This is a genomic window from Variovorax saccharolyticus (assembly GCF_030316765.1).
Lineage (GTDB): Bacteria > Pseudomonadota > Gammaproteobacteria > Burkholderiales > Burkholderiaceae_C > Variovorax > Variovorax saccharolyticus.
Genome location: NZ_JASZYT010000002.1, coordinates 501,413 through 522,359, shown reverse-complemented (window position 1 = coordinate 522,359; position 20,947 = coordinate 501,413). Strand labels below are relative to the sequence as shown.

Below are 20,947 nucleotides of genomic sequence, written 5' to 3'. Positions count from 1 at the left end.
CTCAGACCTTCGAGAAGTCGGGCTTGCGCTTTTCCATGAAGGCCGTGAAGGCCTCGCGCGCCGCCGGCTCGCGCAGCATGCGGCCGAAGCTCTGGCCCTCTTCGCCCATGCGCTCGAGCAGCGCCGGCAGCTGCGACTTCTTCATGAGGCGCTTGGTCTCGATCAGGGCGCTCAGCGGCTTGGCCGCGAGCTTGCGCGCCTGCGCCTGGGCAATGCCGTTGGCTTCGGTCGGCGGCACCACGCGGTTGACCAGCCCGACCTCGAGCGCCGCCTCGGCCATGAAGGGTTCGCCCAGCAGCAGCGCCTCGGCCGCGCGGTGGTAGCCGAACATCTGCGGCACCAGCAGGCTCGATGCGGCTTCGGGGCACAGGCCCAGGTTGACGAAGGGCATCGAGAAGGCCGCGTTGTCGCCGGCATAGACCAGATCGCAGTGGAACAACATCGTGGTGCCGATGCCCACCGCCGGGCCGCAGACGGCCGCCACGATCGGCTTCGGGAAGCTCGCGATGCCGCGCAGGAAGCGGAACACCGGCGATTCCTCGGTCGACGGCGGCTTGTTGAGGAAGTCGCCGATGTCGTTGCCGGCGCTGAAGATCGTGGCGTCGCCCTGGATCAGCACCGCGCGCACCGCGCCGTCCTGCTCGGCCTGGGCCAGCGCGTCGGCCAGTTCGCCGTACATCGCGCTGGTGATCGAGTTCTTCTTGTCGAGGCGGTTGAAGGTCAGGGTCATCACACCGGCTTCGGTGTGGACGAGGATGTCGCTCATGGGAGGTCCTTGAAAAAAACGGGGGGGATCAGGCCGCCGCCGGGCGGGGCCCACGGTCAGGCCAGGGCTTCTCGAACGAAGTCGAGCCGGTCCTGGCCCCAGAACATCTGTCCGCCGACGAACATGGTCGGCGCGCCGAAGATGCCGCGCTGCACGGCTTCTTCGGTGTTGGCCTTGAGCCGGTCCTTGACCTCCTGGTCATTGGCCAAGGCCAGCAGCTGGGCCGCGTCGAAGCCGGCCGCCTGCAGCACGGCGCCGACGGTCGCGGCATCGTTGAGATTCTGCGGCTCGACCCACATCGCGTGGTAGACGGCATCGACATAGGCGCGAAAGCGCTCGGGCTCGCGCATCTGCAGGCCGGTGGCGCCGCGCATCAGCAGCAGCGTGTTGATCGGGAAGTTCGGGTTGTGCCTGAATGGCACGCCATAGCGCGCGGCGAAACGCTTCAGGTCGGCGTTCATGTAGGGCCGCTTGGCCGGCACCTCGGCCGGCGAACGGTTGCCGGTGGCCTGGAACACGCCGCCCAGCAGCATCGGCTTCCAGACCAGCGCAGCGCCGGTGTCGGCGCACAGGTGCGGCAGCTGCGTATAGGCCAGGTAGGCGGCCGGGCTGCCGAAGTCGAAATAGAAATCGACGGATTTCGTCGTCATGCGGGTCTCCTTGTGCTGCCGATCATTGTCGCGGCAGGGCACTCATTCCTTGAAGTAGACGATCTGGTTGCTGGTGGCCAGCAGCGCGCCCGACTCGCCCCAGAGCTGCGCCGCCTGGTCGAAGTAGCCGTTGCGGAACTGCTGCCCGGTGGCCCGGCCCAGCAGGTAGCCGGTGCCCACCTCGGCCAGCATCGCGGCGTCGGTATGGAAGTAGGTCGTGATCGACACGGTGCCGATCGGCACCGGCGTGGCGCGCCGCAGCCAGACCCGCGGATAGAAGGTGTCGCTGAGCGCCATCAGCGCGGCGAAATCGAGCGGCCGCGGCTCGGCGTCACGCAGCCACATCCGCGTCTCGCTGGAGTCGCCGCCGCCGTCCCACACGGTCGGGATCGAACCGATGATCGGCCGCATCTCGTACTGGGCGATCCAGGCCGCCCTTGCCGGCCCGATGGTGGCGCGCTCGACCGCCGAGGGCAGCGGCCCCTCGGGCATCGGGAAATCGCTGGTGCCCCAGGTTTCGCGCCGCAGCGCGGTGACCGCGGTCCCGGTGGTGGTCACATGGGTCTTGCCGTCGGCACCGGCCTGCGACATCTGGATCGTCCAGTGCTGGGTGGAGCGGTTGGTGCGCACCGGGATCGCCAGCACTTCGAAGGCGCCCTCGCTCACGGCTGCCGCATAGTTCACCGTCACCGCCACCGGCTCGCCGAGCAGGTCGGGATGCCTCAGCACGGCCTGCAGCATCACGGCGGCGGTCGTGCCGCCGAAGGGGCCGACCATGTTCCAGTAGTCCGGGCTGGTGGCTCCGGTGAAGCACCCCGCCTGGATGTCGCTGTGCACCAGGTCGAGGGCCTTGTCGAGGGGGTGTGTCTTCATGGGCGCAGTGTGCCTCCGTGAGGGCCTGTCACGCAGTCGTGTGCGGGACGTTCCTGGCCGGCGCAGTCAGCGCCGCCAGGTCGTGCAGGCTGTCGGCCACCCGCGGCCACAGGCTCTGGCTGAACTGCTCGCGGAACAACCCGAAATGGCCGATCCGCCGGGCCTGCACATCCGAGGGCGCGATGCGCTGCAGCGCGCTGGGTGCACCGCTGTAGAAGCTCAGCAGGCTTTGCGTGCCCTCCAGCGTCATCAGTTCGTCATCGGTCATCGACAGCGCCAGCACCGGGAAGCGGACCTTGCCGTAGCTTCGAACGGCCGCTTCGCCCTCGGCGCCCATACCGTAGCGAGGGTCGAGGCACCAGCGGCGCCATTGCAGGATCACGCCGCGCGGCAGATCACCCACCTTGCGCAGCTTGCGACCGGGGAAGTAGCCCCAGATCCGGGTGGCCAGCGGCACCAGGAAAAACCAGAAGTAGAGGATGCTGCGCTTCAGCCGCGGCGCGTTCTCGCGCCAGTAGCCGCTGCCGGCGGCGATGCTCAGCAGGCCGTCGACCTGCTGCGGGCGCTCGAGGAAGCCCGGCAGCTGGGCGCCGAGGCTGTGGCCCAGCAGATACAACGGAAGCTGCGGGCCCGAGGCCCTGGCCTCGCCGATGACGGCTTCGTAGTCGCGCGCCCAATCGAAGAGATCGGCCTCGAAGCCGCGCAGCGAAGCGCCGGCATCGGCGGGACGGGAATCGCCGCAGCCGCGGTAGTCGAAGGTCCAGACCCGCAGGCCCTGTTGCCCGAGCCAGCGTGCGAAAGGCTCGTAGAAGGCCTGCCGCACGCCCATCGCGCCGCCGATCACCACGCTGGCGCGCGGCGCTCCGTCCGGCTCATAGAGGCGCACGGCGATCCGCACGCCCTCGTCGACCTGCAGGCTGCGGTGCTCCATCTCACACCCGCTCGAAGATCCCCGCCGCGCCCTGCCCCATGCCCACGCACATCGTGACCATGCCGTACTTGAGCTTCTTGCGCTGCAGCGCGTGGATCACCGTCGCCGAGCGGATCGCGCCCGTGGCACCCAGCGGATGGCCCAGCGCGATCGCGCCGCCCATCGGATTGACCTTGGCCGGATCGAGGCCCAGCGTGTTGATCACCGCCAGCGATTGCGCCGCGAAGGCCTCGTTGAGCTCGATCCAGTCGATCGCGTCCTGCGTCAGGCCGGCATAGCGCAGCGCCGCCGGGATCGCCTCGATCGGGCCGATGCCCATGATGTGCGGCGGCACGCCCTTGCTGGCGAAGCTCACGAAGCGCGCCAGCGGCTTCAGGTCGTACTGCTTGCAGGCCTTCTCGCTGGCGATGATCAGCGCGCCGGCGCCGTCCGAGGTCTGCGAGCTGTTGCCGGCCGTGACCGAGCCGCGGGCCGCGAACACGGTGCGCAGCTTGGCGAGGCCTTCGAGCGTGGTGTCGGGGCGCGCGCCTTCGTCGAGGCTGACGATGCGGCTCCTGGCCTTCGATTCGCCGGTGGCGAGATCGGGCGTGCGGTCGGTGACCTCGATCGGCGTGATCTCGTCGGCGAACTCGCCGGCCTGCTGGGCGGCCAGCGCCCGGCGGTGCGACTCGAGCGCGAAGGCGTCCTGCGCCTCGCGGCTGACCTTCCACTGCTGGGCCACCTTCTCGGCGGTCAGGCCCATGCCGTAGGCGATGCCGACGTCGCCTTCGCGCTCGAAGATCGAGGGCGACAGCGAGGGCGAGTTGCCCATCATCGGCACCATGCTCATGCTCTCGACGCCGGCGGCGATCATCACTTCGGCCTCGCCGACGCGGATGCGGTCGGCCGCCATCTGCACCGCCGACAGGCCCGAGGCGCAGAAGCGGTTGACCGTGATGCCGCCGATGCTGTTGGGCAGGCCGGCGAGCACGGCGCCGATGCGCGCCACGTTCAGGCCCTGCTGCGATTCGGGAATCGCGCAGCCGCAGATGATGTCCTCGATCGCCTTCGGATCGAGGCCGGGCACGGCCGCCAGCGCCGCCTTCAGCGTGGTCGCGAGCAGGTCGTCGGGGCGGTAGTTGCGGAAGTAGCCGCGGTGCGACTTGCCGATCGGCGTGCGGGTGGCGGAGACGATGTAGGCGTCTTGTACTTGCTTGCTCATGGTGTCTGTCCTTAGTTGCGCACCGGCTTGCCGGTGCTGAGCATGCCCATGATGCGTTCCTGCGTCTTGGGGTGCACGATGAGCGAGCAGAACGCCTTGCGTTCCAGCGCCATCAAGTATTCCTCGGTGACCAGCGAGCCGGCATCGATGTCGCCGCCGGTGACCACTTCGGCGATCAGGCTTGCGATGTGGAAGTCGTGCGCGCTGATGAAGCCGCCGTCGCGCATATTGACCAGCTGGCCCTTGATGGTGGCGGCGCCGCTGCGGCCCGCGACCTTGAACTGGCGGCGCAGCGGCGGGCGCCAGCCGGCGTCGGCCATCGCCTTGGCCTGCTGCAAGGCCACGTACAACAGCTCGTCCTTGTTCGGCACCACGACATCGCTGTCGAGCAGGTAGCCGAGCTTCTTCGATTCGAGCGCGCTGGTGCCGACCTTGGCCATGGCCGCGGCGGTGAAGCCTTCGGTCAGGAAGGGCAGCAGGTCGCTGCCGGTCGATGCGGCCGCGTTCTCGGCCGCACGGCGCGCGATGTAGGTCAGGCCGCCAGCACCGGGGATCAGGCCAACGCCGACTTCGACCAGGCCGATGTAGCTTTCCATTGCGGCGACACGCTTCGCCGAATGCACCGCCAGTTCGCAACCGCCGCCGAGCGCCAGGCCGCGCACGGCGGACACCACCGGCACGCTGGCGTAGCGGATCTTGAGCATGACGTTCTGCAGCTCCTGCTCGGCGCCTTCGACCGCGCCGATGCCCGCGACCACGAAGGCCGGCAGCATCGCCTGCAGGTCGGCGCCGACCGAGAACATCTCGTCGGGCGACCAGATCACCATCGCCTTGTATTCCTTCTCGGCCAGCTCGACGCCGGCCGCCAGGGCCTCGGCGACGTCCGGGCTGATGGCATGCATCTTCGAATGGATGCTGGCGATCAGCACCTCGCCGTCGAGCGTCCAGAGGCGCACGTCGCCCTCGTCCTGGATCGTGGTGCCGGCCTTGTTGGCGTCGGGCGCATCGGCGCCAAGCACGCTCTCGGGGAACAGCTGGCGTTCATGCACCGGCAGCTTGCGGGCGGCGACGAAGCTGTTCTTCGAAGCGCTCCACGAACCCGCTGGCGTGTGGACGCCACCGGCTTCGGCCACCGGGCCTTCGAACACCCACTTGGGCAGCGGTGCGGTCGACAGCGCCTTGCCCGCATCGATGTCTTCCTGGATCCACTTGGCGACCTGCGTCCAGCCGGCTTCCTGCCAGAGCTCGAACGGGCCCTGCTTCATGCCGAAGCCCCAGCGCATCGCGAAGTCGATGTCGCGCGCGCTCTCGGCGATGGTCGCCAGGTGCACCGCGGCGTAGTGGAAGCTGTCGCGCAGGATCGCCCAGAGGAACTGGCCCTGTGCGCCTTCGCTCTCGCGCAGCAGCTTCAGGCGCTGTGCCGCCGGCTTCTTGAGCATGCGGCCGTAGACCTCATCGGCCTTGTCGCCCGAGGGCACATACTCGCCCTTGGCCAGGTCGAAGCGCAGGATGTCGCGCCCGGCCTTCTTGAAGAAGCCGGCCTTGGTCTTCTGGCCCAGGTTGCCGAGTTCGAGCAGCTTGGCGAGCACCGGCGGCGTCGCGAAGTTGGTGTAGAACGGATCGCTCTTCTCGTCGAGGTTGTCCTGCAGCGTCTTGACCACGTGGGCCATGGTGTCCAGGCCCACCACGTCGGCGGTGCGGAAGGTGCCCGAGCTCGCGCGGCCGAGCTTCTTGCCCGTGAGGTCGTCCACCACGTCGGGCGTGAGGCCGAACTTCTCGACTTCCTTCAGGGTCGCCAGCATGCCGGCGATGCCGACCCGGTTGGCGATGAAATTGGGCGTGTCGTGCGCTCGCACCACGCCCTTGCCGAGCGCGCTGGTGACGAAGGTCTCGAGCTGGTCGAGCACTTCGGGCTCGGTGGTCGGCGTATTGATCAGCTCGACCAGGAACATGTAGCGCGGCGGATTGAAGAAGTGGATGCCGCAGAAGCGCGGCTTGAGCGCCTCGGGCAATGCCTCGCTGAGCTTGGTGATCGACAGGCCCGAGGTGTTCGAGGCCAGGATCGCATGCTTGGCGACGTGCGGCGCGATCTTCTTGTAGAGATCGAGCTTCCAGTCCATGCGCTCGGCAATGGCTTCGATCACGAGGTCGCATTCGCCGAGCTTGGCGAGATCGGTCTCGTAGTTGGCCTGCTCGATCAGGGCGGCATCGGCCACGTCGGCCAGCGGCGCAGGCTTGAGCTTCTTGAGGTTGTCGATGGCGCGCATGACGATGCCGTTCTTCGGGCCTTCCTTGGCAGGAAGATCGAACAGCACGACCGGCACGCGCACATTGACGAGGTGGGCCGCGATCTGCGCGCCCATCACGCCGGCGCCGAGCACGGCGACCTTTTTCACTTGGAATCTGGACATGGTGGTTTGCTTCTTGATGTGGAACGCGCGTGCTTACTGCACACGCATCCAGGTTTGGGTGCGCCAGAAGGGGCCCAGGTAACCGCGCACTTCGAGCTTCTTGCCGCCGTCGATCGGCGTGAAGCTGGCGCGGTATTCCTTGCCGTTCTCGGGGTCGAGGATCCGGCCGCCTTCCCAGACGTCCTTGCCTTCGGCCTTCTTGCCGCCGCGGATGATCTCCAGCCCGGCGATCGGCTTGCCCTTGCGCTCGTCGGTGCACTCGTCGCACACCGCGTCGGGCTTGGCGTCCTTGCGCAATGTCTTCTCGATGCGGCCGGCCAGTGCGCCGCCCGATTCGGCGATGCGGATCTCCGCTTTCGACTCGCCGGTCTTGTCGTCGACGCTGCGCCAGACGCCCACCGGGGTCATCTGGGCCAGGGCGGAGGCGGCCGAAGCCGCCAGGGCGATCGCTGCGAGCAGGGCTTTCATGGCGTTCAGGCCAGCGCGGCGTCGGTGTTCATCAGCGGCGCGCTGCCGGCACGCGCGGTGCGCATTAGCGTCGCGGTCTCGGGGAACAGCTTGGCGAAATAGAAGCGCGCGGTCTGCAGCTTGGCGACGTAGAACGGGTCGGTGTTGCCGGCCGCGATCTCGCGCAGCGCGGTGCGCGCCATCAGCGCGAACATGTAGCCGAACACGAAGTGGCCCGCGACCCGCAGGTAGTCCACCGCGGCGGCGCCGACTTCGTCGGGGTTCTGGAAGCCCTTGAAGCCGATCTCGGTCGTGAACTTGGTGAGCTGCTCGCCCAGCACCGCCACCGGCGTGATGAACTCGCTCATCTTCTCGTTGACGCCCTCTTCCTCGACCAGCTTGCCCACCAGCTTGCCGAATTTCTTCAGGGTCGCGCCGTTGTTGCCGAGGATCTTGCGGCCCAGCAGGTCCAGCGACTGGATGGTGTTGGTGCCTTCGTAGATCATGTTGATGCGGTTGTCGCGCACGAACTGCTCCATGCCCCATTCCTTGATGAAGCCATGGCCGCCGAAGACCTGCATGCAGGCGTTGGTCGCGGTGTGGCCGTTGTCGGTGATGAAGGCCTTCACGATCGGCGTCAGCAGCGCGACCACTTCGCCCGAGTCCTTGCGCACCTTCTCGTCGGGGTGGTTGTGCTCCTTGTCGAGCAGCAGGGTGCAGAAGATCGCCAGCGCGCGGCCGCCTTCGGCATAGGCCTTGGCGGTCATCAGCATCTTGCGCACGTCGGGGTGCACGATGATCGGGTCGGCGTCCTTGTCCTTGGCCTTGACGCCGGACAGCGAGCGCATCTGGGTGCGGTCCTTGGCATAGGCCAGCGCGTTCTGGAACGCGACTTCGGTCAGGCCCAGCGACTGGTTGCCGACGCCCAGGCGGGCCGCGTTCATCATCACGAACATCGCCGCCAGGCCCTTGTTGGGCTGGCCAACCAGGGTGCCGGTGGCGCCCTCGATCACGATCTGGGCGGTGGCGTTGCCGTGGATGCCCATCTTGTGCTCGAGGCCGGCGCAAAAGATGCCGTTGCGACTGCCGAGCGAACCGTCGGCGTTGACGTTGAACTTGGGCACCACGAACAGGCTGATGCCCTTGCTGCCCTTGGGCGCGTCCGGCAGGCGGGCCAGCACCAGGTGGATGATGTTCGACGTCATGTCGTGTTCGCCGGCCGAGATGAAGATCTTGTTGCCGGTGATCTTGTAGGTGCCGTCGGGCTGCGGCTCGGCCTTGGTGCGCAGCAGGCCGAGGTCGGTGCCGCAATGGGGTTCGGTCAGGCACATGGTGCCGGTCCACTCGCCCGAAGTGAGCTTGGGCAGGTAGGTCTTCTTCTGCTCGTCGGTGCCGTGCGCGGCCAGGGCCTCGTAGGCGCCGTGCGAAAGGCCCGGGTACATGGTCCAGGCCTGGTTGGCCGAGTTGAGCATCTCGTAGACGCACTGGTTGACCGCGTAGGGCAGGCCCTGGCCGCCGTAGGCCGGATCGCAGGACAGTGCCGGCCAGCCGCCTTCGACGAACTTGGCGTAGGCATCCTTGAAGCCCCTGGGCGTCTTCACCTCGTGCGTGGTCTTGTCGAGCACGCAGCCTTCTTCATCACCGCCGATGTTGAGCGGGAAGGTGACCTCGGAGGCGAACTTGCCGCCCTCTTCCAGAATCGCGTTGATGGTGTCGGCGTCCACCTCGGCGTGCTTGGGCATGGCCTTGAGTTCGTCGGTGATCTTGAGCACTTCGTGCATCACGAACTGCATGTCGCGCAGAGGTGGGGTGTAGGCGGGCATGTAAAGGTCTCCGGAAAGGCTGAGGGAAGAGAAAAAGAAAAGAAAAACGAAAGGCGGGAAGCCGGCCGCGCGCGATCAGCGCGCGGTCTTGAGGCGCCGCGGCGCCGGTGCGGGCGCGGCGAGCAAGGTGTCGGTGGCGCCGCAGCGGCGCAGGATGTTGTCGAAGCCCGCGTTGGCACGCGCCAGCGAATCGGGCGAGCGCAGGAAGCGGGCCTCGTAGTGCAGCGCCAGGATCAGCGCGTGGACCTCGAAGGCGATCTGCTTGGCGTCGGCGTCCTCGCGCAGGTGGCCCTCGGTCTGGGCCTGCAGAACGGCGCGGTACATCGCGGCCAGCCAGGTATTGACCGAGTCGGCCAGCGCGTCGCGCACGGGCCCGGTGCGATCGTCGAACTCGACCGCGCCGCTGATGTAGATGCAACCGGAGTCGATCTCGGCCGAGGTGCGCTTCATCCAGTTGGCGAACATCGCCCGCAGCCGCGGCAAGCCGCGCGGCGCCTGCAGCGCCGGAAAGAACACCTCGTGCTCGAAACGCAGGTGGTACTCGCGGATCACCGAGATCTGCAGTTCCTCGCGCGACCCGAAGTGCGCGAAGACGCCCGACTTGCTCATCTTCGTGACCTCGGCGAGCGCGCCGATCGACAGGCCCTCGAGGCCGATCTGGGCCGCCAGGCCCAGCGCCGCGTCGATGATGACGGCCTTGGTCTGCTGGCCCTTGGCGGGCGCGCGGGAAGACTTGGCGGAAGTGGCGGTGTCGGGCATCAGGAAGGCGAAAGGAATAAAACGAACGGTCGTGCTATTTTGCAGGAGATTTCCGGGTTCCCCAAGTGCAATGACCCACGAACTTCGCGGGTCTTTACGCCACTTGGTGGCGAGCGTTCTCGCAGGAATCGAACTTCGGCAGCCTCCCTCCGGGAGGGCTACAACTCACTGAACTCGCTATCGGCGTCGTGCAGACGTCGCTCCCAATCCGTGATGAATGCGCGGGCCCTGCTCCGCAACGAGGCGACTCCGTCTTCAGCGGAATCAAACTCCTTGCCCAATGCGATCCGGCACCTGAACACGCCCTGCCGGTAGAGCTCGGCCCTGCCGGAAAATCGCTGTTCGGGCCGGTCCCACCAGACGTAGACCAGCACACGCCATCCCTGGTAATGGAATCGTTCGACAAGCGAGATGTCCACATCGGCCCTTTCGACAGGGGGTTGGCTGCCGGCCATTTCGCCGGCCTGGCGTCTGGTGTCCGAATGTCATACGTTGGCTCCCATATTTCAAGGCGGAGGTAACATTTCTTTCGTCGGCCCTCAGCGTCGGCCGCCACGAAAGGACCTCGCATGCGCTCACGAATCCCTGCAGCCTTGTTTGTCGTTGCCTTGCTGCTCTCGCCGCTGATGACTGCGGCCCAGCCCGCCGCCGTCCCGTCCACCACGGTGGCCTTCAAGAAGGGCGCCTCGAGCGCGGCGGTCCAAGGCAAGCTTCAAGGTCCGGATGCCGCTGCACGCGACTACGTCGTGCGTGCTGGCGCAGGGCAGAAGATGACCGTCGAGATGCAGACGAAGTCCACCTCGGCCTACTTCAACGTGCTGGCGCCTGGCAGCGAGGAGGCGCTCTACCGCGGCGAGGTGGCTGGCGAACCCAGGTGGTCGGGAGCCTTGCCCGCCAACGGCGACTATCGGGTGCGCGTCTTCCTCAATCGTGCTGCCGCCCGCCAGGGCAAGTCGGCTGCGTACACGCTCAAGATTGCCGTGGTGAACTGAGCCCCATGCGCGCCCTTCGCATGCTGCTCCAAGCCTACGGTGTCGTCGGCGTGCTCTCGCTCCTCATCATCCCCGTCAGTGCCAAGGGATGGTTCGGATCGGAGCCCGACCCGCTCGCCGCCGTGTTTGCCATCGTGCTTGCCTCGCCGTGGGGCTTGCCGCTGCTGGGCATGCTGCCGGGCAACTCGCCCTGGCTGGCGGGCATCCTGCTGGCGGCCTGCATGTCCTTCAACCTGCTGCTGGGCATCTGGCTGCTGCGCTGGTTGCGCCGACGTGCGGAGCGCAGCAAGGACAGTGCGGGCTAGAGGTCGAAGCTAGGGAAACCGCGACGGCTGGCGTCGGCCAGAACCCATGGTTCGGCCGCGATGCACGAGAATCTCCGCATGCCCCACGCAGTCTCCCACCTGCGCGCCGCCCGCCTGGCGCGCAGCGCCAAACCCTTTCTCGCTCGTGGCGGCTTCAAGCGCGAGCGCTGCGTGGACTGCCGGCTGGTGCCCAGCCATTGCATGTGCAGCTTGCGCCCCTCGTTGATCACGCGCGCCGGGGTGTGCCTGCTCATGGCGGACATCGAGCCGCTCAAACCCAGCAACACGGGCTGGTTGGTCGCTGATGTGGTGGCCGACACCTTCGCATTCGGCTGGACGCGCACCGAAACCGACCCGGACCTCCTGGCCCTGCTGTGTGACCCGCAATGGCAGCCCTACGTGGTGTTCCCGGGCCAGTACGCAGAGCCCGAGCGGGTGGTGCGCACCGTTCAACCGTCCGACGGCCTCCGGGATGAGGCCCGGCAGACGCGCCCGCTCTTCATCCTTCTGGATGGGACCTGGTCCGAGGCGCGCAAGATGTTCCGAAGAAGCCCTTACCTGGACCGACTGCCGGTGTTGAGCCTGGAGCCCAGGCAGACCTCGCAATACAAGCTGCGCAACTCCGGGCGCACCGACCACTTCTGCACCAGCGAGGTGGCCGCCTTGTGCATGAGCCTGGCTGGTGAACCTGTTGCCGAGCAAACGCTGGAAGCCTACCTGGCAGTGTTTACCCACCACTACCTGCACGCGAAGAGCCAACAGCCCATCGCGTGGGATGGCTTCGCCCACCAGCGACTGCATGAGGTGTCTCTGCTGACAAGCCGGGACAGCGGGCTCAATTCAGCTTCTTGTGGAAGCGTGCGAGCAATGCCTTGGAACGGGGAACATCGCGAAGAAACGGTGGCACGGAAAGTGCCAACAGGAGGCCGCCGGCGTCGGTGACGCGTCGGGCAGAATCCGGCCTCAACCGGACATCCGCTCACTTCGTTCAATCGAGTTCCTATGCCGTACCTTCAGCTGGACGTGACCCGCAGCTATTCCGTCGACGACAAGAAGCGGTTGGCCGCGGCGATGAGTGAGACCTACGCGCGCATGATGTCCGTGGACATTCGGCGAATCAGCGTCGCCATCCGTGAGCTGGGCGAGGGCGGGTTGTGGCGTATTCCAGAACTGGGGGACGAGCCGACTCCCGTCTCACTGCTCATGCTGGACATCCGCAGAGGTCGACCCGCCGAGCTGCGAATGCAAGTGGCAAAGGCCCTCTGCCGGCACTGCATCGACATTCTCGGCCTGCAGGAAAACCGACTCAACGTCGAGTTCACTCAGCACGATGGGGACGAGATGTACCACCCGGCGCTTGGCGGTTACAGCCCGGACTGGAAACCCGGCGAGGCGTAAGGCGGCGAAGAGAGCCCGAGGGCGCGACCGGCTGCATGCGGCCAAGACCTGGCCTTCGCTGAGGCCGTGCGCCTGACTCAACGCTGCGCCGACAACGCCACTGAAAGCTGACGCAACAGTGCGGCGCCGTCGCCCTGCCATGCACTGCCGTGCATGCAGGCAAGCGTGCGGGGTTCCTGCTCCGCAAGCCCGGCCAGCAATGCGGCCGTCTGCGGCGCATGCGCGTAGTAGTCCATCTGCTTTCGGAACGCCTCGCTGGGGCCCAGGATGTCGGCATCGGTGAGCGCCTTCTCGCTGTCGCCTGGCTGCGTGAAGAGGTCGCCGCAAAAGAACGTGCGCGTGCGCGTGTCCATCATCAGCCCGCATTCCCAGCCATGCGGAAGATGGGGCGTGTCGAACCAGTGCATCGTGTGGCTGCCGAGCGAGATCTCCTCACCGCAGGCAAGCGCGCGCGGTGGTCGGTCTGCCAGGTCACTCATCGAGACCATGGCTGCAATGCTGCCGCACAACGGCACTGCTTGCGGTGCTGCCGCGAGAAGCAAGTTCATGGCGCCGCACTCGTCCGCCTCGACATGAGAGAGCCCGATGTAGCGGAGACGCTCGACCGGCATCACGCTCGCGATGGCCTCGCACACCAGCGGGAAAAGCTGGCGCGGTCCGGAGTGGAACAAGAGCGGCTCGTCGTCGACCACGAGGTACTGGTTGAAGCTGAATAGGTTGCCGTCGGGCAGGGGCACCGGCGTGTTGATGCGGAATATGTCCGTCGCGATTTCCTGCACGTTGGTGCCCGACTGTGAATTCGTGACCATGCGCGTCTCCTGTGCGTTACGGAGCGACGACCTGATACGTCGTCAGGGCGAAACAGTACTCCAGTTTGATAGTCCGGCGCCAGAGGGAGCTGTGCACTGAAAGATGGCGTGCGAGGGAACCGGAGTCTCCGGCAAGAATGCGGACAAAACCGGCCGTTCGCCAATCAGGCAGAACCTGTGCGCGAAGGCGGCCTGTCGCGAGCAAAGTGCTCGCGAACCATGGCCTCGCAGGCGCTCCAGAGTACTGGCGAACCGCGGCGGATCGTGGGACCGTACTTCTCCAGCACCTGGATGAGGTCGACACGACCATCAGTCCACGTTCCTCCGCCGGTGAGGACATTGGCAATCAGTGGCTGCACGCGATCGAGCGCCTTGGCAAAACGTGCGTCCTCGGAGTCGCCTTCTTCAAACTCCTGCCAGAGTTCCAGAAATTCCGAGCCTTGGGGTTCGGGCAACAGACCAAACAGCCTGCAGGCCGCCTTGTGCTCCAGTTCAGCTTGCAGGGTCGGCGAGGAACCGCCGTGTAGCGGCGTATCACCTACGTCGACTTCGACGATGTCGTGTATCAAGAGCATTTTGATCACTCGTTCAGAATCGACCCCTGAACTGGCGTGTTCTCGCAGAAGCAAGCCATACATGGCCAGGTGCCAAGAGTGCTCTGCACTGTTCTCCTTGCGACTGCCATCCAAGAGCGGTGACTGCCGTATCACGGACTTGAGCCTGTCGATCTCGCGGAGGAACGCGAGTTGTTGAACCAGGGTATCGGATGGCATGGAAGTGCTTGAGAGCAGGCGCGCCGCCTAATGTGATTTCGACACCACGAACCTTGCCACAGGTGGTACGAAGTAGCCATAGGTCGGGCGCCATCGGGGCTTGCCAGGTCCAAGTTTCTCGAATGGGCGGGTGCGAGATTTGATGTCGGCCCTCCGTACTCTTGAAGGGCTCCGGCCGACGAAGTTCGCGTCACAACGAAGCCCCTTGGCCGGGCGCCGCCCGCTACTTGTCCAACCTTGCTGCGCTATCTTCAGTGCCGACCCAGCGGCTGATTCTGGAATTGCCGTCGAGGATGCAGACTTGCACCCATTCCGTGTCGTGAACCTTGCCATCGGGGCGAGCCCTTCCCTTGGAGCGGCCGATGGTCGTCACGTGATTGGGCCCCTCCAGAAACTCGCGAGGCTCGAACTCGAGTAGCTCGACCGTCTCCGCAAGCTTCGTGAAGAACCCGACCACCTGCTGCCTGCCTTTGAAGGTGCCGCCGTAGGGCGTTCCCGTTTCCGGGTTGGCAAAGAATCGCCATTCCACGTCTTCCGTGAGCATTTCGAGAAGCGCGGGTATGTTGCCGGTCGCGAAAGCAGAATAGGCTTGCTTGGCGATTTCGGTTGGTTTTCCCATGGTTTCGCTCCTCGGCTGATTGAAGGGGCGAGTAGCTTAGTACTACATCGTGCGCAGCAGTCGGTTCAGTTGTAACGATTGCCGCGGGAATCTGGTGCCTCCGTGAGCCTGCCCAGTACCGCCTGAAATCGGCCATCAACGGACACCCGTAGCGCCCCGCCGATGATTGCATTGACGACGGTCTGGGAGACCTTGCCATCCATCTGGACCCACATCACGTATCGCGTTTGCCGCTCGCGATCGAGCGAATCGAGAAGCCAGCCGCCATGGCACGTGAGATCTCCTCGCGCTCGGCCAGTGTCAGCGCTCACCGTTGAGATTGGCCCTCGAACTTTCTCAGTGCCTCTCGATAGGCCTGTGGCAGGCCCCACTTGCGAGCGCCATCGAGAATGAGGCCAAGGTACTCCCCGCTTGGGGCATGCCCGGAGGCCGCCTTGTCGAGGACCTCATAGGTGATCGCATCCAGCGAGCGGCCATCCGCAGCAGCGACCCGCACTTGAACGCGCACATAGGCCGGCGGGGTCAAGTGGGCTCCTTCGTGCCGGTCAAGTGCGGCCAAATCCTCGCCGCTCACATCGAACACCGCGCCCCATACAGACTGCCCTGGCGCCGGGACGATGTCAGCGACGCCGCACTCGCGCTTGGGTGAGTACCTGGTGAACGCCAATTTGTAGCCGGGCAGCTCGGCGGCGCAGATGAATTTGTGGGACGGGCAACGTGCACAGATCTGGTCATGCGACATGTTGGACCCATAGGCGAAGTAGTTCGGCATACGTTCAGTTTCTGCGAATCGCTGCGACCCAGCTCGTTCGAATTTTGCAGTGGATGCGAGTGCCTGGCTCTGGTCGACTGTCGCCGTTCGCCAGCTTGAGCCTCTGGCTGCCGCCTCGACTTCATCCCGAGAAGCAAGCAAGGCCCACGGACACGCCGTGTAGGCGCCGACCGACATACAGCGGCGCACAGCCGTGCAGAGTAGGCACTCGTGTCAGTCGCCAAGGGAGCCAGTGGCCATGCCGGTCGTATGCAATGTCTGCGGAAGCGCCAACCGCTCGAAGGCGAAGTACTGCGTGGGCTGCGCGCATCCATTGCCCGGATTCACGCCCTCGGGACCCGCCGCGCTCGATGCCGTGATGGCGATCCGCCCCGCCGCCGAGGCCGCGCCGCGCAGTGGTGAAGGCGGCCGCGACGGCGCCGCCGTTCCCGTGCTGCCGGCGGAAACCGCCGCCTTCTGGATGAAGGCCGGCGGTGTCGGTCTGGCCATGGTCGTGGGCTTCGCGGCCTGGTGCTTCCATGTCACGCACAAGCCCGGCGCACCTCCTCTGCAGGAACAGATCCTGGCGCTCGTGCTGCCGGAGTCGCCGCCCTCCAGGGTTGCGCCGGTTGCCCCTGTGCCACCGGTCTCGAGCGCATCGACCGACGCCGCGCAGGACGCTCGGCTGGACGCCCTGGGCATGGCTCCCGCCGCTCCTGCCGCTGCTCCTGCCGCCGAGAGCGCGGCGCGGCCGGTCCAGGCCGCCGCGCCGCAGGCGTCGCGCCCCAATCCGCCGCCTGCCGCGACACCGCGACCGGTCGCCCGGCCGCGGACGGCCGTCGCTTCGCCGCAGCGCCGCAGCCCGGCCGAGACGCCGCCACCGAGCGCGGCCGAGCGCTCCGCCTTGCGCGTCGAGCCGGATCCCGGCCCGCCGACCGCGGCCGGACCCTTGCCGCTGTACGACCGCGGGCAGGCGCCGTCGCAACGGTTCGCGGATACCGGGCCTCCCGTCGTGCCGGGCCCCGGGCCGCTGTACAACTTCGGGCGCCCGGCGGTTCGGGCCCCGTCCAGCGCGGCCGGCAACGACCCGGGGCCGCCGATCGCGGCCGGGCCGGGGCCGCAGTTCGACTACTCGACACGAGGCGCCGCTCGCTGAGGCAGGCGGCTATATTGCGCCTGGCGGTCAATCGCCAGAAAGGCATGAACATGGCACGCGTGCGAGTCGAGGGCTTCACCCTCTCGCTGGACGGATACGGCGCTGGTCCGAACCAGGATCTCGGGAATCCGCTCGGCGTGGGTGGGACGGATCTGCATCAGTGGCTGCTCCCGACACGCACGTTCCAACAGACCCTGTTTGGCGCCGACGGTGGCACGACGGGGGTCGATGACGACTTCGCTGCGCGGGGCTTCGACAACGTGGGCGCCTGGATTCTCGGAAGGAACATGTTCGGACCGATTCGCGGTCCCTGGCCCGACATGGAATGGAAAGGCTGGTGGGGGGACAACCCGCCCTATCACGTTCCAACGTTCATCCTGACGCATCACGCGCGCCCGCCCATTCAGATGGAAGGCGGCACGACGTTCCACTTCGTCACGGGCGGCATTCACGAGGCGCTGGACCGGGCGCGCGACGCGGCCAACGGAATGGATGTGCGCATCGGCGGCGGACCCGACACCATCCGCCAGTATCTGGGTGCGGCCCTCATCGACGAGCTGCACCTCGCCATCTCGCCGGTGCTGCTGGGCGCGGGAGAGCGGCTGTTCGAAGGCATCGACATGCGCGCTCTGGGATACGAATGCGTTCAGTTCGTCGCGACGGAGAAAGCCACCCACGTCGTGCTCCGGCGCCAGGGGAACTAGGCCATGCGGCATCTGTTCAATGTTTTCGGCCGGATCATGGCCATCGAAAGGCTCGATGGCCGATGGGCCAGCTATCTGATCGGGGCGGATGGCAAGCGCGGCAAGGTCGAGCTCGCCATCCCCGCCGATCTCGCGCGCGAAGAGCTCGCGCAGTACCTCTATGACGTCTATCACGAGGATGCATCGCCCACCAACGGCGACGTCTTCGAGGTTCAGAGGCATTGACCGTCCCGCTTCCTCAAAGAGTTGCCATGAAACTGATGCATTCGAAGTTCGCACGCACTCGGAAATCGCCCGCCGCCGCGACCGGCGCGCAGGCCGTCGGAACCGGAGCCCTGGGCACCATCGCGATCGGCGCCGTCGCCATCGGTGGGGTGGCCATCGGTGCCTTGTCGATCGGGCGGCTGGTGGTCGGCCGGGTCCGGATCCGGCGGCTGGAGATCGACGAACTGGTGGTGCGCCGCATTCATGTCACGGAGCAGCTCGCGCTGCCGCCCGCATCCGACTCCGAGAGTCTCATCGTCGAGCCGGCGGCTTCCCTCGAAGCAGACCGCGTTGGAGAGCCTGCGACCGGCCAGTGAAGACCGCCGCCGGGCCGCCCCAAGGCGGCTGCGGCGCCTTCAGGCGCGCCTGGAGGCCGTCTTGAACTCGGCCTCGGGATCCTGGAGGAAGTCGAGGTTGGCGCGAACCAGCGTCTCGCGCAGGCGCGCCACCGTCTTGACGCCGATCGCCTGCTCGTCGAGCAGTTCGCGCTCGGTGATGGCCGACAGATCCTCCAGGCAGAAGATGTGCAGCCTCTTGAGCGCATCCCTGGCGCCGGCGCGCACCAGCAGTTCCTCGACCGGTGTCTGGGGTTCGACCTGGGCGATATCCCAGCGCTGGGCGCCGCGCGGGGACCAGTCGAAGGACTCGAAGGCGAAAGGACTTCCCGCCGGGATGCGATGCGCCCGAAGCGCGGCCGAGTGCGCCTGCTTCTCTCGATGGATGGCCGCGCGCAGCGCCTTGAGGCAACCGAGCAACTGGTCGTCGGGGAGTTGGGCGAGGTCATTGACAGACCGGATCGTGCAGGACATGAAGGCACCTTTCGCGTTCGGACGAGCTTAGTCGAGCACCACGCGAAAGTGTTCGCACCATGGTGCGTGTGCGGCTGCACCTTGGTGCAACACGATGGCTCGGCGCCGGCGCGCTCAGCTTCGATTCGGCATGAAGTCCAGTCCCACGCGCAGCAGGACCTCCCTCAGAAGCTCGGCGGTGTGGCGCCCGATCGACTCCTTCACCAGCAGTTCCCTCTCGGTGATGGCGGAGAGATCCTCCAGATAGAAGATGCCGAGGCTCTTGAGCGCGGCCCTCGCCCCGCTCCGTATCGGGATCTCGTCGATCGGGGTCGAAGGATCGATCCGGGCAGGAAGCGATATCCGGCGGCTCCCTCGGGGATACCAGTCGAAGGCGGGGAAACTCAATGGCACATCGGCGGCGACCCGCCCCTCTCGCCGATCCTCCGCACGTTTTCGCCTGGCCTCGCCGATGGCACCCCGCAGTGCCCTGAGACAGGGCAGCAGTTCTTCCGGGGGCAGTTGCGCAAGGTCTTGAACCGACTCGATGCGACGTGACACGTTGGGCTCCTCCCTGACATTTTTTTGCCTTCAACGTTAGTGCTTTTCCAACGCTCGGCCGCAGGGAGCGCTGCGCGGATTCTCCCTAGTGTCCGCATCGAGCGGATTGCGATTTGATGGCTGGTTCGGCCGCGGTCCGACGCGGCCGGTTCATCCGCGCCGGTGCAGCAGCCGCGCGACCCCGCCCGGCATCACGAACACGAACAGGATCAGCACCACGCCGTAGATCGCCCACGGCGCGGACTGGGTGATCTTCTCGGCCGCAGTCGGGACGAACACGAGGAACAGGGCACCGTAGAGTGCACCCGAGAGCGTTCCGACGCCGCCGACCACCACGCCCACCAGCAGCGAGATCGACAGGAACATCGTGAACGAATCGGGCGCCACGAACTGCACCGCGATCGCCGACAGGGCGCCGCCGATGCCGGTGTACATCGCCGAGATGCCGAAGGCGCCGGCCTTGTAGCGCCGGTTGTCGATGCCCATCGCCTGCGCCGCCAGCGGATGGTCGCGGATCGCGACGATCGCCCGGCCGGCGCCGCTGTGCAGCAGGTTGCGCGCCAGCGCGAACAAGACCACCACCACGGCCAGCGCGAACAGGTAGAGCCACTGGTCCTGCGTGAGCGGCAGGCCGAAGGGTGCATCGGGCTTGGCCAGCACCAGGCCCTGCACGCCGCCGGTCCACGGCTCCAGGTGCTTGTACTTGAGCAGCTGCGGCATCGCCACGCCGAGCGCGAAGGTGGCCAGCGCCAGGTACAGGCCTTCGAGCTTGAGTGCCGGCAGGCCGAACAGCACGCCGGCCACCAGGCAGACCGCGCCCGCGGCCGGGATGGTCGCCCAGTAGGGCAGGCCGAAGCGGTCCATGAGGATCGCCGCGGTGTAGGCCCCGAAGGCATAGAAGGCGCCATGCCCGAGCGAGATCTGCCCGTTGTAGCCGGTCAGGATGTTGAGCCCCAGCAGCGCCACCGCGTACGACAGCACCATGGTGGCCTGGAACACCGCGTAGCCCTCAGCCAGGAAGGGAAAGGCGAGGGCCAGCAACAGCAGCAGCGCGAAAGCGGTGCGTTCGACGAGGCTCATGGCTAGACCTTCACCACGATGGTCCGGCCGAACAGCCCGCTCGGACGCACGATCAGCACGCCGACGATCAGCACCAGCGCCACCGTAAGCTTGAGTTCGGTGCCGACCACGTAGCTGCCGATCAGGTTCTCGAGCACGCCGACGATGAAGCCGCCGAGCACCGCGCCCGCCGGGCTGTCGATGCCGCCGACCAGCGCGCCGGCGAAGGCGTAAAGCAGCACGCCGCCCATCATGCCGGGGTCGAGGAAGACCACCGGCGCGACCAGCATGCCGGCCACCGCGCCGACCGCGCCGGCCAGGCCCCAGCCGAGCATCAGCATCCACCCGACGTCGATGCCGACCAGCCGCGACGACACCGGGTTCTGTGCCGCCGCGCGCATCGCGAGGCCGAGTGCGGTGAAGCGGAAGAAGCCGAAGATCAGCGCCATCACCGCGAGCGTGATCGCGATCGCGCCGACCTCGTGCGCGGACATTAGCGCCGTGCCGTACCAGGCGCGCTCCGGGAACGGGCTGGGAAACTGCTTGATCGTGTAGCCGAACAACCAGCCGGCCAGGCTGTGGAAGATCATCAGCAGCGCGATGAAGACGACCACCACCGACAGCACCGGCGCATGGCGCATCGGACGGATCACGATCCGCTCGACCAGCGCGCCCATCACGAAGGACAGGCCCACGGTGAGGCCGAACATCGCCCAGTAGGGCAGGCCGGCCTGCAGCATCGCCCAGCCGAGGTAGGTGGAGAACATCGCCATCTCCCCCTGCGCGAAGTTCACGAGGTGGGTCGACTGGTAGATCATGACCAGCGCCAGGGCGACGCTGGCGTAGATGCCGCCGGTGGCCAGGCCGGCCAGCAGCTGGTGCAGGAATGCTTGCATGTTGTCTCCTT

At 66.6% G+C, this 20,947-nt stretch carries 26 protein-coding genes; 8 read left to right on the top strand and 18 right to left on the bottom strand.

The genetic code is table 11. The features are described from left to right. Nucleotide 1: 1 nt before the first annotated feature. The 10 genes from QTI45_RS08620 to QTI45_RS08575 all read right to left on the bottom strand — a co-directional run bounded on the left by QTI45_RS08620 (nucleotide 2) and on the right by QTI45_RS08575 (nucleotide 10,316). A complete protein-coding gene (locus QTI45_RS08620; RefSeq protein ID WP_286654056.1) occupies nucleotides 2-766 on the bottom strand; it encodes an enoyl-CoA hydratase in 765 nt (254 codons plus the stop codon). Between the two features lie 56 nt (nucleotides 767-822). Next, complete coding sequence (locus QTI45_RS08615; RefSeq protein ID WP_286654055.1) at nucleotides 823-1,416, bottom strand: 2-hydroxychromene-2-carboxylate isomerase; 594 nt, start codon at nucleotides 1,414-1,416, stop codon at nucleotides 823-825. 42 nt (nucleotides 1,417-1,458) lie between these two features. Beyond that, on the bottom strand, nucleotides 1,459-2,289 hold the full coding sequence (locus QTI45_RS08610; RefSeq protein ID WP_286654054.1) for an acyl-CoA thioesterase: 831 nt from the start codon (nucleotides 2,287-2,289) through the stop codon (nucleotides 1,459-1,461). A gap of 28 nt (nucleotides 2,290-2,317) precedes the next feature. After that, nucleotides 2,318-3,220: an alpha/beta hydrolase family protein gene (locus tag QTI45_RS08605; protein WP_286654053.1), complete on the bottom strand. Its 903-nt coding sequence runs from the start codon at nucleotides 3,218-3,220 to the stop codon at nucleotides 2,318-2,320. A gap of 1 nt (nucleotide 3,221) precedes the next feature. Beyond that, entirely contained in the window at nucleotides 3,222-4,421 is a 1,200-nt protein-coding gene (locus tag QTI45_RS08600; protein ID WP_286654052.1) for an acetyl-CoA C-acyltransferase, read from the bottom strand. 11 nt (nucleotides 4,422-4,432) lie between these two features. Beyond that, entirely contained in the window at nucleotides 4,433-6,832 is a 2,400-nt protein-coding gene (locus QTI45_RS08595) for a 3-hydroxyacyl-CoA dehydrogenase/enoyl-CoA hydratase family protein (RefSeq protein WP_286654051.1), read from the bottom strand. A gap of 33 nt (nucleotides 6,833-6,865) precedes the next feature. Beyond that, nucleotides 6,866-7,300 carry a DUF2147 domain-containing protein gene (locus QTI45_RS08590; RefSeq protein ID WP_286654050.1) on the bottom strand — a complete coding sequence of 145 codons (435 nt, stop codon included), beginning with the start codon at nucleotides 7,298-7,300 and terminating at the stop codon, nucleotides 6,866-6,868. Nucleotides 7,301-7,305: 5 nt separating this feature from the next. Then, complete coding sequence (locus QTI45_RS08585; RefSeq protein ID WP_286654049.1) at nucleotides 7,306-9,102, bottom strand: acyl-CoA dehydrogenase C-terminal domain-containing protein; 1,797 nt, start codon at nucleotides 9,100-9,102, stop codon at nucleotides 7,306-7,308. Between the two features lie 75 nt (nucleotides 9,103-9,177). Continuing rightward, nucleotides 9,178-9,861, bottom strand: coding sequence for a TetR/AcrR family transcriptional regulator (locus QTI45_RS08580; RefSeq protein ID WP_286654048.1), 684 nt, complete (start codon nucleotides 9,859-9,861; stop codon nucleotides 9,178-9,180). A 158-nt stretch (nucleotides 9,862-10,019) separates the two neighbouring features. After that, nucleotides 10,020-10,316 carry a hypothetical protein gene (locus tag QTI45_RS08575; protein WP_286372925.1) on the bottom strand — a complete coding sequence of 99 codons (297 nt, stop codon included), beginning with the start codon at nucleotides 10,314-10,316 and terminating at the stop codon, nucleotides 10,020-10,022. A gap of 114 nt (nucleotides 10,317-10,430) precedes the next feature. On the opposite strand from QTI45_RS08575, the gene QTI45_RS08570 reads away from it, so the two are divergent. The 4 genes from QTI45_RS08570 (at nucleotide 10,431) to QTI45_RS08555 (ending at nucleotide 12,556) form a co-directional block, all read left to right on the top strand. After that, nucleotides 10,431-10,853, top strand: coding sequence for a hypothetical protein (locus QTI45_RS08570; protein ID WP_286654047.1), 423 nt, complete (start codon nucleotides 10,431-10,433; stop codon nucleotides 10,851-10,853). A gap of 5 nt (nucleotides 10,854-10,858) precedes the next feature. After that, on the top strand, nucleotides 10,859-11,158 hold the full coding sequence (locus tag QTI45_RS08565) for a hypothetical protein (protein WP_286654046.1): 300 nt from the start codon (nucleotides 10,859-10,861) through the stop codon (nucleotides 11,156-11,158). A gap of 78 nt (nucleotides 11,159-11,236) precedes the next feature. Further along, nucleotides 11,237-12,100: a tRNA-uridine aminocarboxypropyltransferase gene (locus QTI45_RS08560; RefSeq protein WP_286654045.1), complete on the top strand. Its 864-nt coding sequence runs from the start codon at nucleotides 11,237-11,239 to the stop codon at nucleotides 12,098-12,100. A 60-nt stretch (nucleotides 12,101-12,160) separates the two neighbouring features. Then, on the top strand, nucleotides 12,161-12,556 hold the full coding sequence (locus tag QTI45_RS08555; protein ID WP_286654044.1) for a tautomerase family protein: 396 nt from the start codon (nucleotides 12,161-12,163) through the stop codon (nucleotides 12,554-12,556). Nucleotides 12,557-12,633: 77 nt separating this feature from the next. Here the strand turns inward: QTI45_RS08555 and QTI45_RS08550 are convergent, their stop codons facing one another. The 4 genes from QTI45_RS08550 to QTI45_RS08535 form a co-directional block, all read right to left on the bottom strand. After that, a complete protein-coding gene (locus QTI45_RS08550) occupies nucleotides 12,634-13,365 on the bottom strand; it encodes an oxygen-binding di-iron domain-containing protein (RefSeq protein WP_286654043.1) in 732 nt (243 codons plus the stop codon). Nucleotides 13,366-13,529: 164 nt separating this feature from the next. Continuing rightward, the gene (locus tag QTI45_RS08545; RefSeq protein ID WP_286654042.1) at nucleotides 13,530-14,138 is read right to left on the bottom strand and encodes an HD domain-containing protein; all 609 of its coding nucleotides are present in this window, start codon (nucleotides 14,136-14,138) and stop codon (nucleotides 13,530-13,532) included. A gap of 223 nt (nucleotides 14,139-14,361) precedes the next feature. Further along, on the bottom strand, nucleotides 14,362-14,757 hold the full coding sequence (locus QTI45_RS08540; RefSeq protein ID WP_286372918.1) for a nuclear transport factor 2 family protein: 396 nt from the start codon (nucleotides 14,755-14,757) through the stop codon (nucleotides 14,362-14,364). A 307-nt stretch (nucleotides 14,758-15,064) separates the two neighbouring features. Further along, nucleotides 15,065-15,529, bottom strand: coding sequence for a gamma-glutamylcyclotransferase family protein (locus tag QTI45_RS08535; RefSeq protein ID WP_286654041.1), 465 nt, complete (start codon nucleotides 15,527-15,529; stop codon nucleotides 15,065-15,067). Between the two features lie 238 nt (nucleotides 15,530-15,767). On the opposite strand from QTI45_RS08535, the gene QTI45_RS08530 reads away from it, so the two are divergent. The 4 genes from QTI45_RS08530 to QTI45_RS08515 are packed head-to-tail and all read left to right on the top strand — an operon-like array spanning nucleotide 15,768 to nucleotide 17,949. Continuing rightward, nucleotides 15,768-16,664, top strand: coding sequence for a flagellar biosynthesis protein FlhF (locus tag QTI45_RS08530; protein WP_286654040.1), 897 nt, complete (start codon nucleotides 15,768-15,770; stop codon nucleotides 16,662-16,664). 50 nt (nucleotides 16,665-16,714) lie between these two features. Further along, nucleotides 16,715-17,368 (top strand): dihydrofolate reductase family protein, encoded by a 654-nt coding sequence (locus QTI45_RS08525; RefSeq protein ID WP_286372945.1) that lies wholly within the window; start codon nucleotides 16,715-16,717, stop codon nucleotides 17,366-17,368. A gap of 3 nt (nucleotides 17,369-17,371) precedes the next feature. Continuing rightward, entirely contained in the window at nucleotides 17,372-17,593 is a 222-nt protein-coding gene (locus tag QTI45_RS08520) for a DUF7661 family protein (protein WP_286372915.1), read from the top strand. Between the two features lie 26 nt (nucleotides 17,594-17,619). Then, nucleotides 17,620-17,949, top strand: a complete 330-nt coding sequence (locus tag QTI45_RS08515; protein WP_286654039.1) for a hypothetical protein — start codon at nucleotides 17,620-17,622, stop codon at nucleotides 17,947-17,949. A gap of 39 nt (nucleotides 17,950-17,988) precedes the next feature. Here QTI45_RS08515 and QTI45_RS08510 read toward each other — a convergent pair whose 3' ends face one another. From QTI45_RS08510 to QTI45_RS08495, 4 genes are all read right to left on the bottom strand, one after another. Continuing rightward, complete coding sequence (locus QTI45_RS08510) at nucleotides 17,989-18,441, bottom strand: helix-hairpin-helix domain-containing protein (protein ID WP_286654038.1); 453 nt, start codon at nucleotides 18,439-18,441, stop codon at nucleotides 17,989-17,991. 114 nt (nucleotides 18,442-18,555) lie between these two features. After that, nucleotides 18,556-18,981: a helix-hairpin-helix domain-containing protein gene (locus QTI45_RS08505; RefSeq protein WP_286654037.1), complete on the bottom strand. Its 426-nt coding sequence runs from the start codon at nucleotides 18,979-18,981 to the stop codon at nucleotides 18,556-18,558. Nucleotides 18,982-19,131: 150 nt separating this feature from the next. Further along, entirely contained in the window at nucleotides 19,132-20,061 is a 930-nt protein-coding gene (locus QTI45_RS08500) for a branched-chain amino acid ABC transporter permease (protein WP_286654036.1), read from the bottom strand. 2 nt (nucleotides 20,062-20,063) lie between these two features. Then, nucleotides 20,064-20,936, bottom strand: a complete 873-nt coding sequence (locus QTI45_RS08495) for a branched-chain amino acid ABC transporter permease (RefSeq protein ID WP_286372910.1) — start codon at nucleotides 20,934-20,936, stop codon at nucleotides 20,064-20,066. Between the last annotated feature and the right edge of the window lie 11 nt (nucleotides 20,937-20,947).

What these genes read in the sequence shown, in the direction of transcription:
- QTI45_RS08620 (WP_286654056.1), bottom strand. Translation starts at nt 766, where the DNA reads ATGAGCGACATCCTCGTCCACACCGAAGCCGGTGTGATGACCCTGACC.
- QTI45_RS08615 (WP_286654055.1), bottom strand. Translation starts at nt 1,416, where the DNA reads ATGACGACGAAATCCGTCGATTTCTATTTCGACTTCGGCAGCCCGGCC.
- QTI45_RS08610 (WP_286654054.1), bottom strand. Translation starts at nt 2,289, where the DNA reads ATGAAGACACACCCCCTCGACAAGGCCCTCGACCTGGTGCACAGCGAC.
- QTI45_RS08605 (WP_286654053.1), bottom strand. Translation starts at nt 3,220, where the DNA reads ATGGAGCACCGCAGCCTGCAGGTCGACGAGGGCGTGCGGATCGCCGTG.
- QTI45_RS08600 (WP_286654052.1), bottom strand. Translation starts at nt 4,421, where the DNA reads ATGAGCAAGCAAGTACAAGACGCCTACATCGTCTCCGCCACCCGCACG.
- QTI45_RS08595 (WP_286654051.1), bottom strand. Translation starts at nt 6,832, where the DNA reads ATGTCCAGATTCCAAGTGAAAAAGGTCGCCGTGCTCGGCGCCGGCGTG.
- QTI45_RS08590 (WP_286654050.1), bottom strand. Translation starts at nt 7,300, where the DNA reads ATGAAAGCCCTGCTCGCAGCGATCGCCCTGGCGGCTTCGGCCGCCTCC.
- QTI45_RS08585 (WP_286654049.1), bottom strand. Translation starts at nt 9,102, where the DNA reads ATGCCCGCCTACACCCCACCTCTGCGCGACATGCAGTTCGTGATGCAC.
- QTI45_RS08580 (WP_286654048.1), bottom strand. Translation starts at nt 9,861, where the DNA reads ATGCCCGACACCGCCACTTCCGCCAAGTCTTCCCGCGCGCCCGCCAAG.
- QTI45_RS08575 (WP_286372925.1), bottom strand. Translation starts at nt 10,316, where the DNA reads ATGGCCGGCAGCCAACCCCCTGTCGAAAGGGCCGATGTGGACATCTCG.
- QTI45_RS08570 (WP_286654047.1), top strand. Translation starts at nt 10,431, where the DNA reads ATGCGCTCACGAATCCCTGCAGCCTTGTTTGTCGTTGCCTTGCTGCTC.
- QTI45_RS08565 (WP_286654046.1), top strand. Translation starts at nt 10,859, where the DNA reads ATGCGCGCCCTTCGCATGCTGCTCCAAGCCTACGGTGTCGTCGGCGTG.
- QTI45_RS08560 (WP_286654045.1), top strand. Translation starts at nt 11,237, where the DNA reads ATGCCCCACGCAGTCTCCCACCTGCGCGCCGCCCGCCTGGCGCGCAGC.
- QTI45_RS08555 (WP_286654044.1), top strand. Translation starts at nt 12,161, where the DNA reads ATGCCGTACCTTCAGCTGGACGTGACCCGCAGCTATTCCGTCGACGAC.
- QTI45_RS08550 (WP_286654043.1), bottom strand. Translation starts at nt 13,365, where the DNA reads ATGGTCACGAATTCACAGTCGGGCACCAACGTGCAGGAAATCGCGACG.
- QTI45_RS08545 (WP_286654042.1), bottom strand. Translation starts at nt 14,138, where the DNA reads ATGCCATCCGATACCCTGGTTCAACAACTCGCGTTCCTCCGCGAGATC.
- QTI45_RS08540 (WP_286372918.1), bottom strand. Translation starts at nt 14,757, where the DNA reads ATGGGAAAACCAACCGAAATCGCCAAGCAAGCCTATTCTGCTTTCGCG.
- QTI45_RS08535 (WP_286654041.1), bottom strand. Translation starts at nt 15,529, where the DNA reads ATGCCGAACTACTTCGCCTATGGGTCCAACATGTCGCATGACCAGATC.
- QTI45_RS08530 (WP_286654040.1), top strand. Translation starts at nt 15,768, where the DNA reads ATGCCGGTCGTATGCAATGTCTGCGGAAGCGCCAACCGCTCGAAGGCG.
- QTI45_RS08525 (WP_286372945.1), top strand. Translation starts at nt 16,715, where the DNA reads ATGGCACGCGTGCGAGTCGAGGGCTTCACCCTCTCGCTGGACGGATAC.
- QTI45_RS08520 (WP_286372915.1), top strand. Translation starts at nt 17,372, where the DNA reads ATGCGGCATCTGTTCAATGTTTTCGGCCGGATCATGGCCATCGAAAGG.
- QTI45_RS08515 (WP_286654039.1), top strand. Translation starts at nt 17,620, where the DNA reads ATGAAACTGATGCATTCGAAGTTCGCACGCACTCGGAAATCGCCCGCC.
- QTI45_RS08510 (WP_286654038.1), bottom strand. Translation starts at nt 18,441, where the DNA reads ATGTCCTGCACGATCCGGTCTGTCAATGACCTCGCCCAACTCCCCGAC.
- QTI45_RS08500 (WP_286654036.1), bottom strand. Translation starts at nt 20,061, where the DNA reads ATGAGCCTCGTCGAACGCACCGCTTTCGCGCTGCTGCTGTTGCTGGCC.
- QTI45_RS08495 (WP_286372910.1), bottom strand. Translation starts at nt 20,936, where the DNA reads ATGCAAGCATTCCTGCACCAGCTGCTGGCCGGCCTGGCCACCGGCGGC.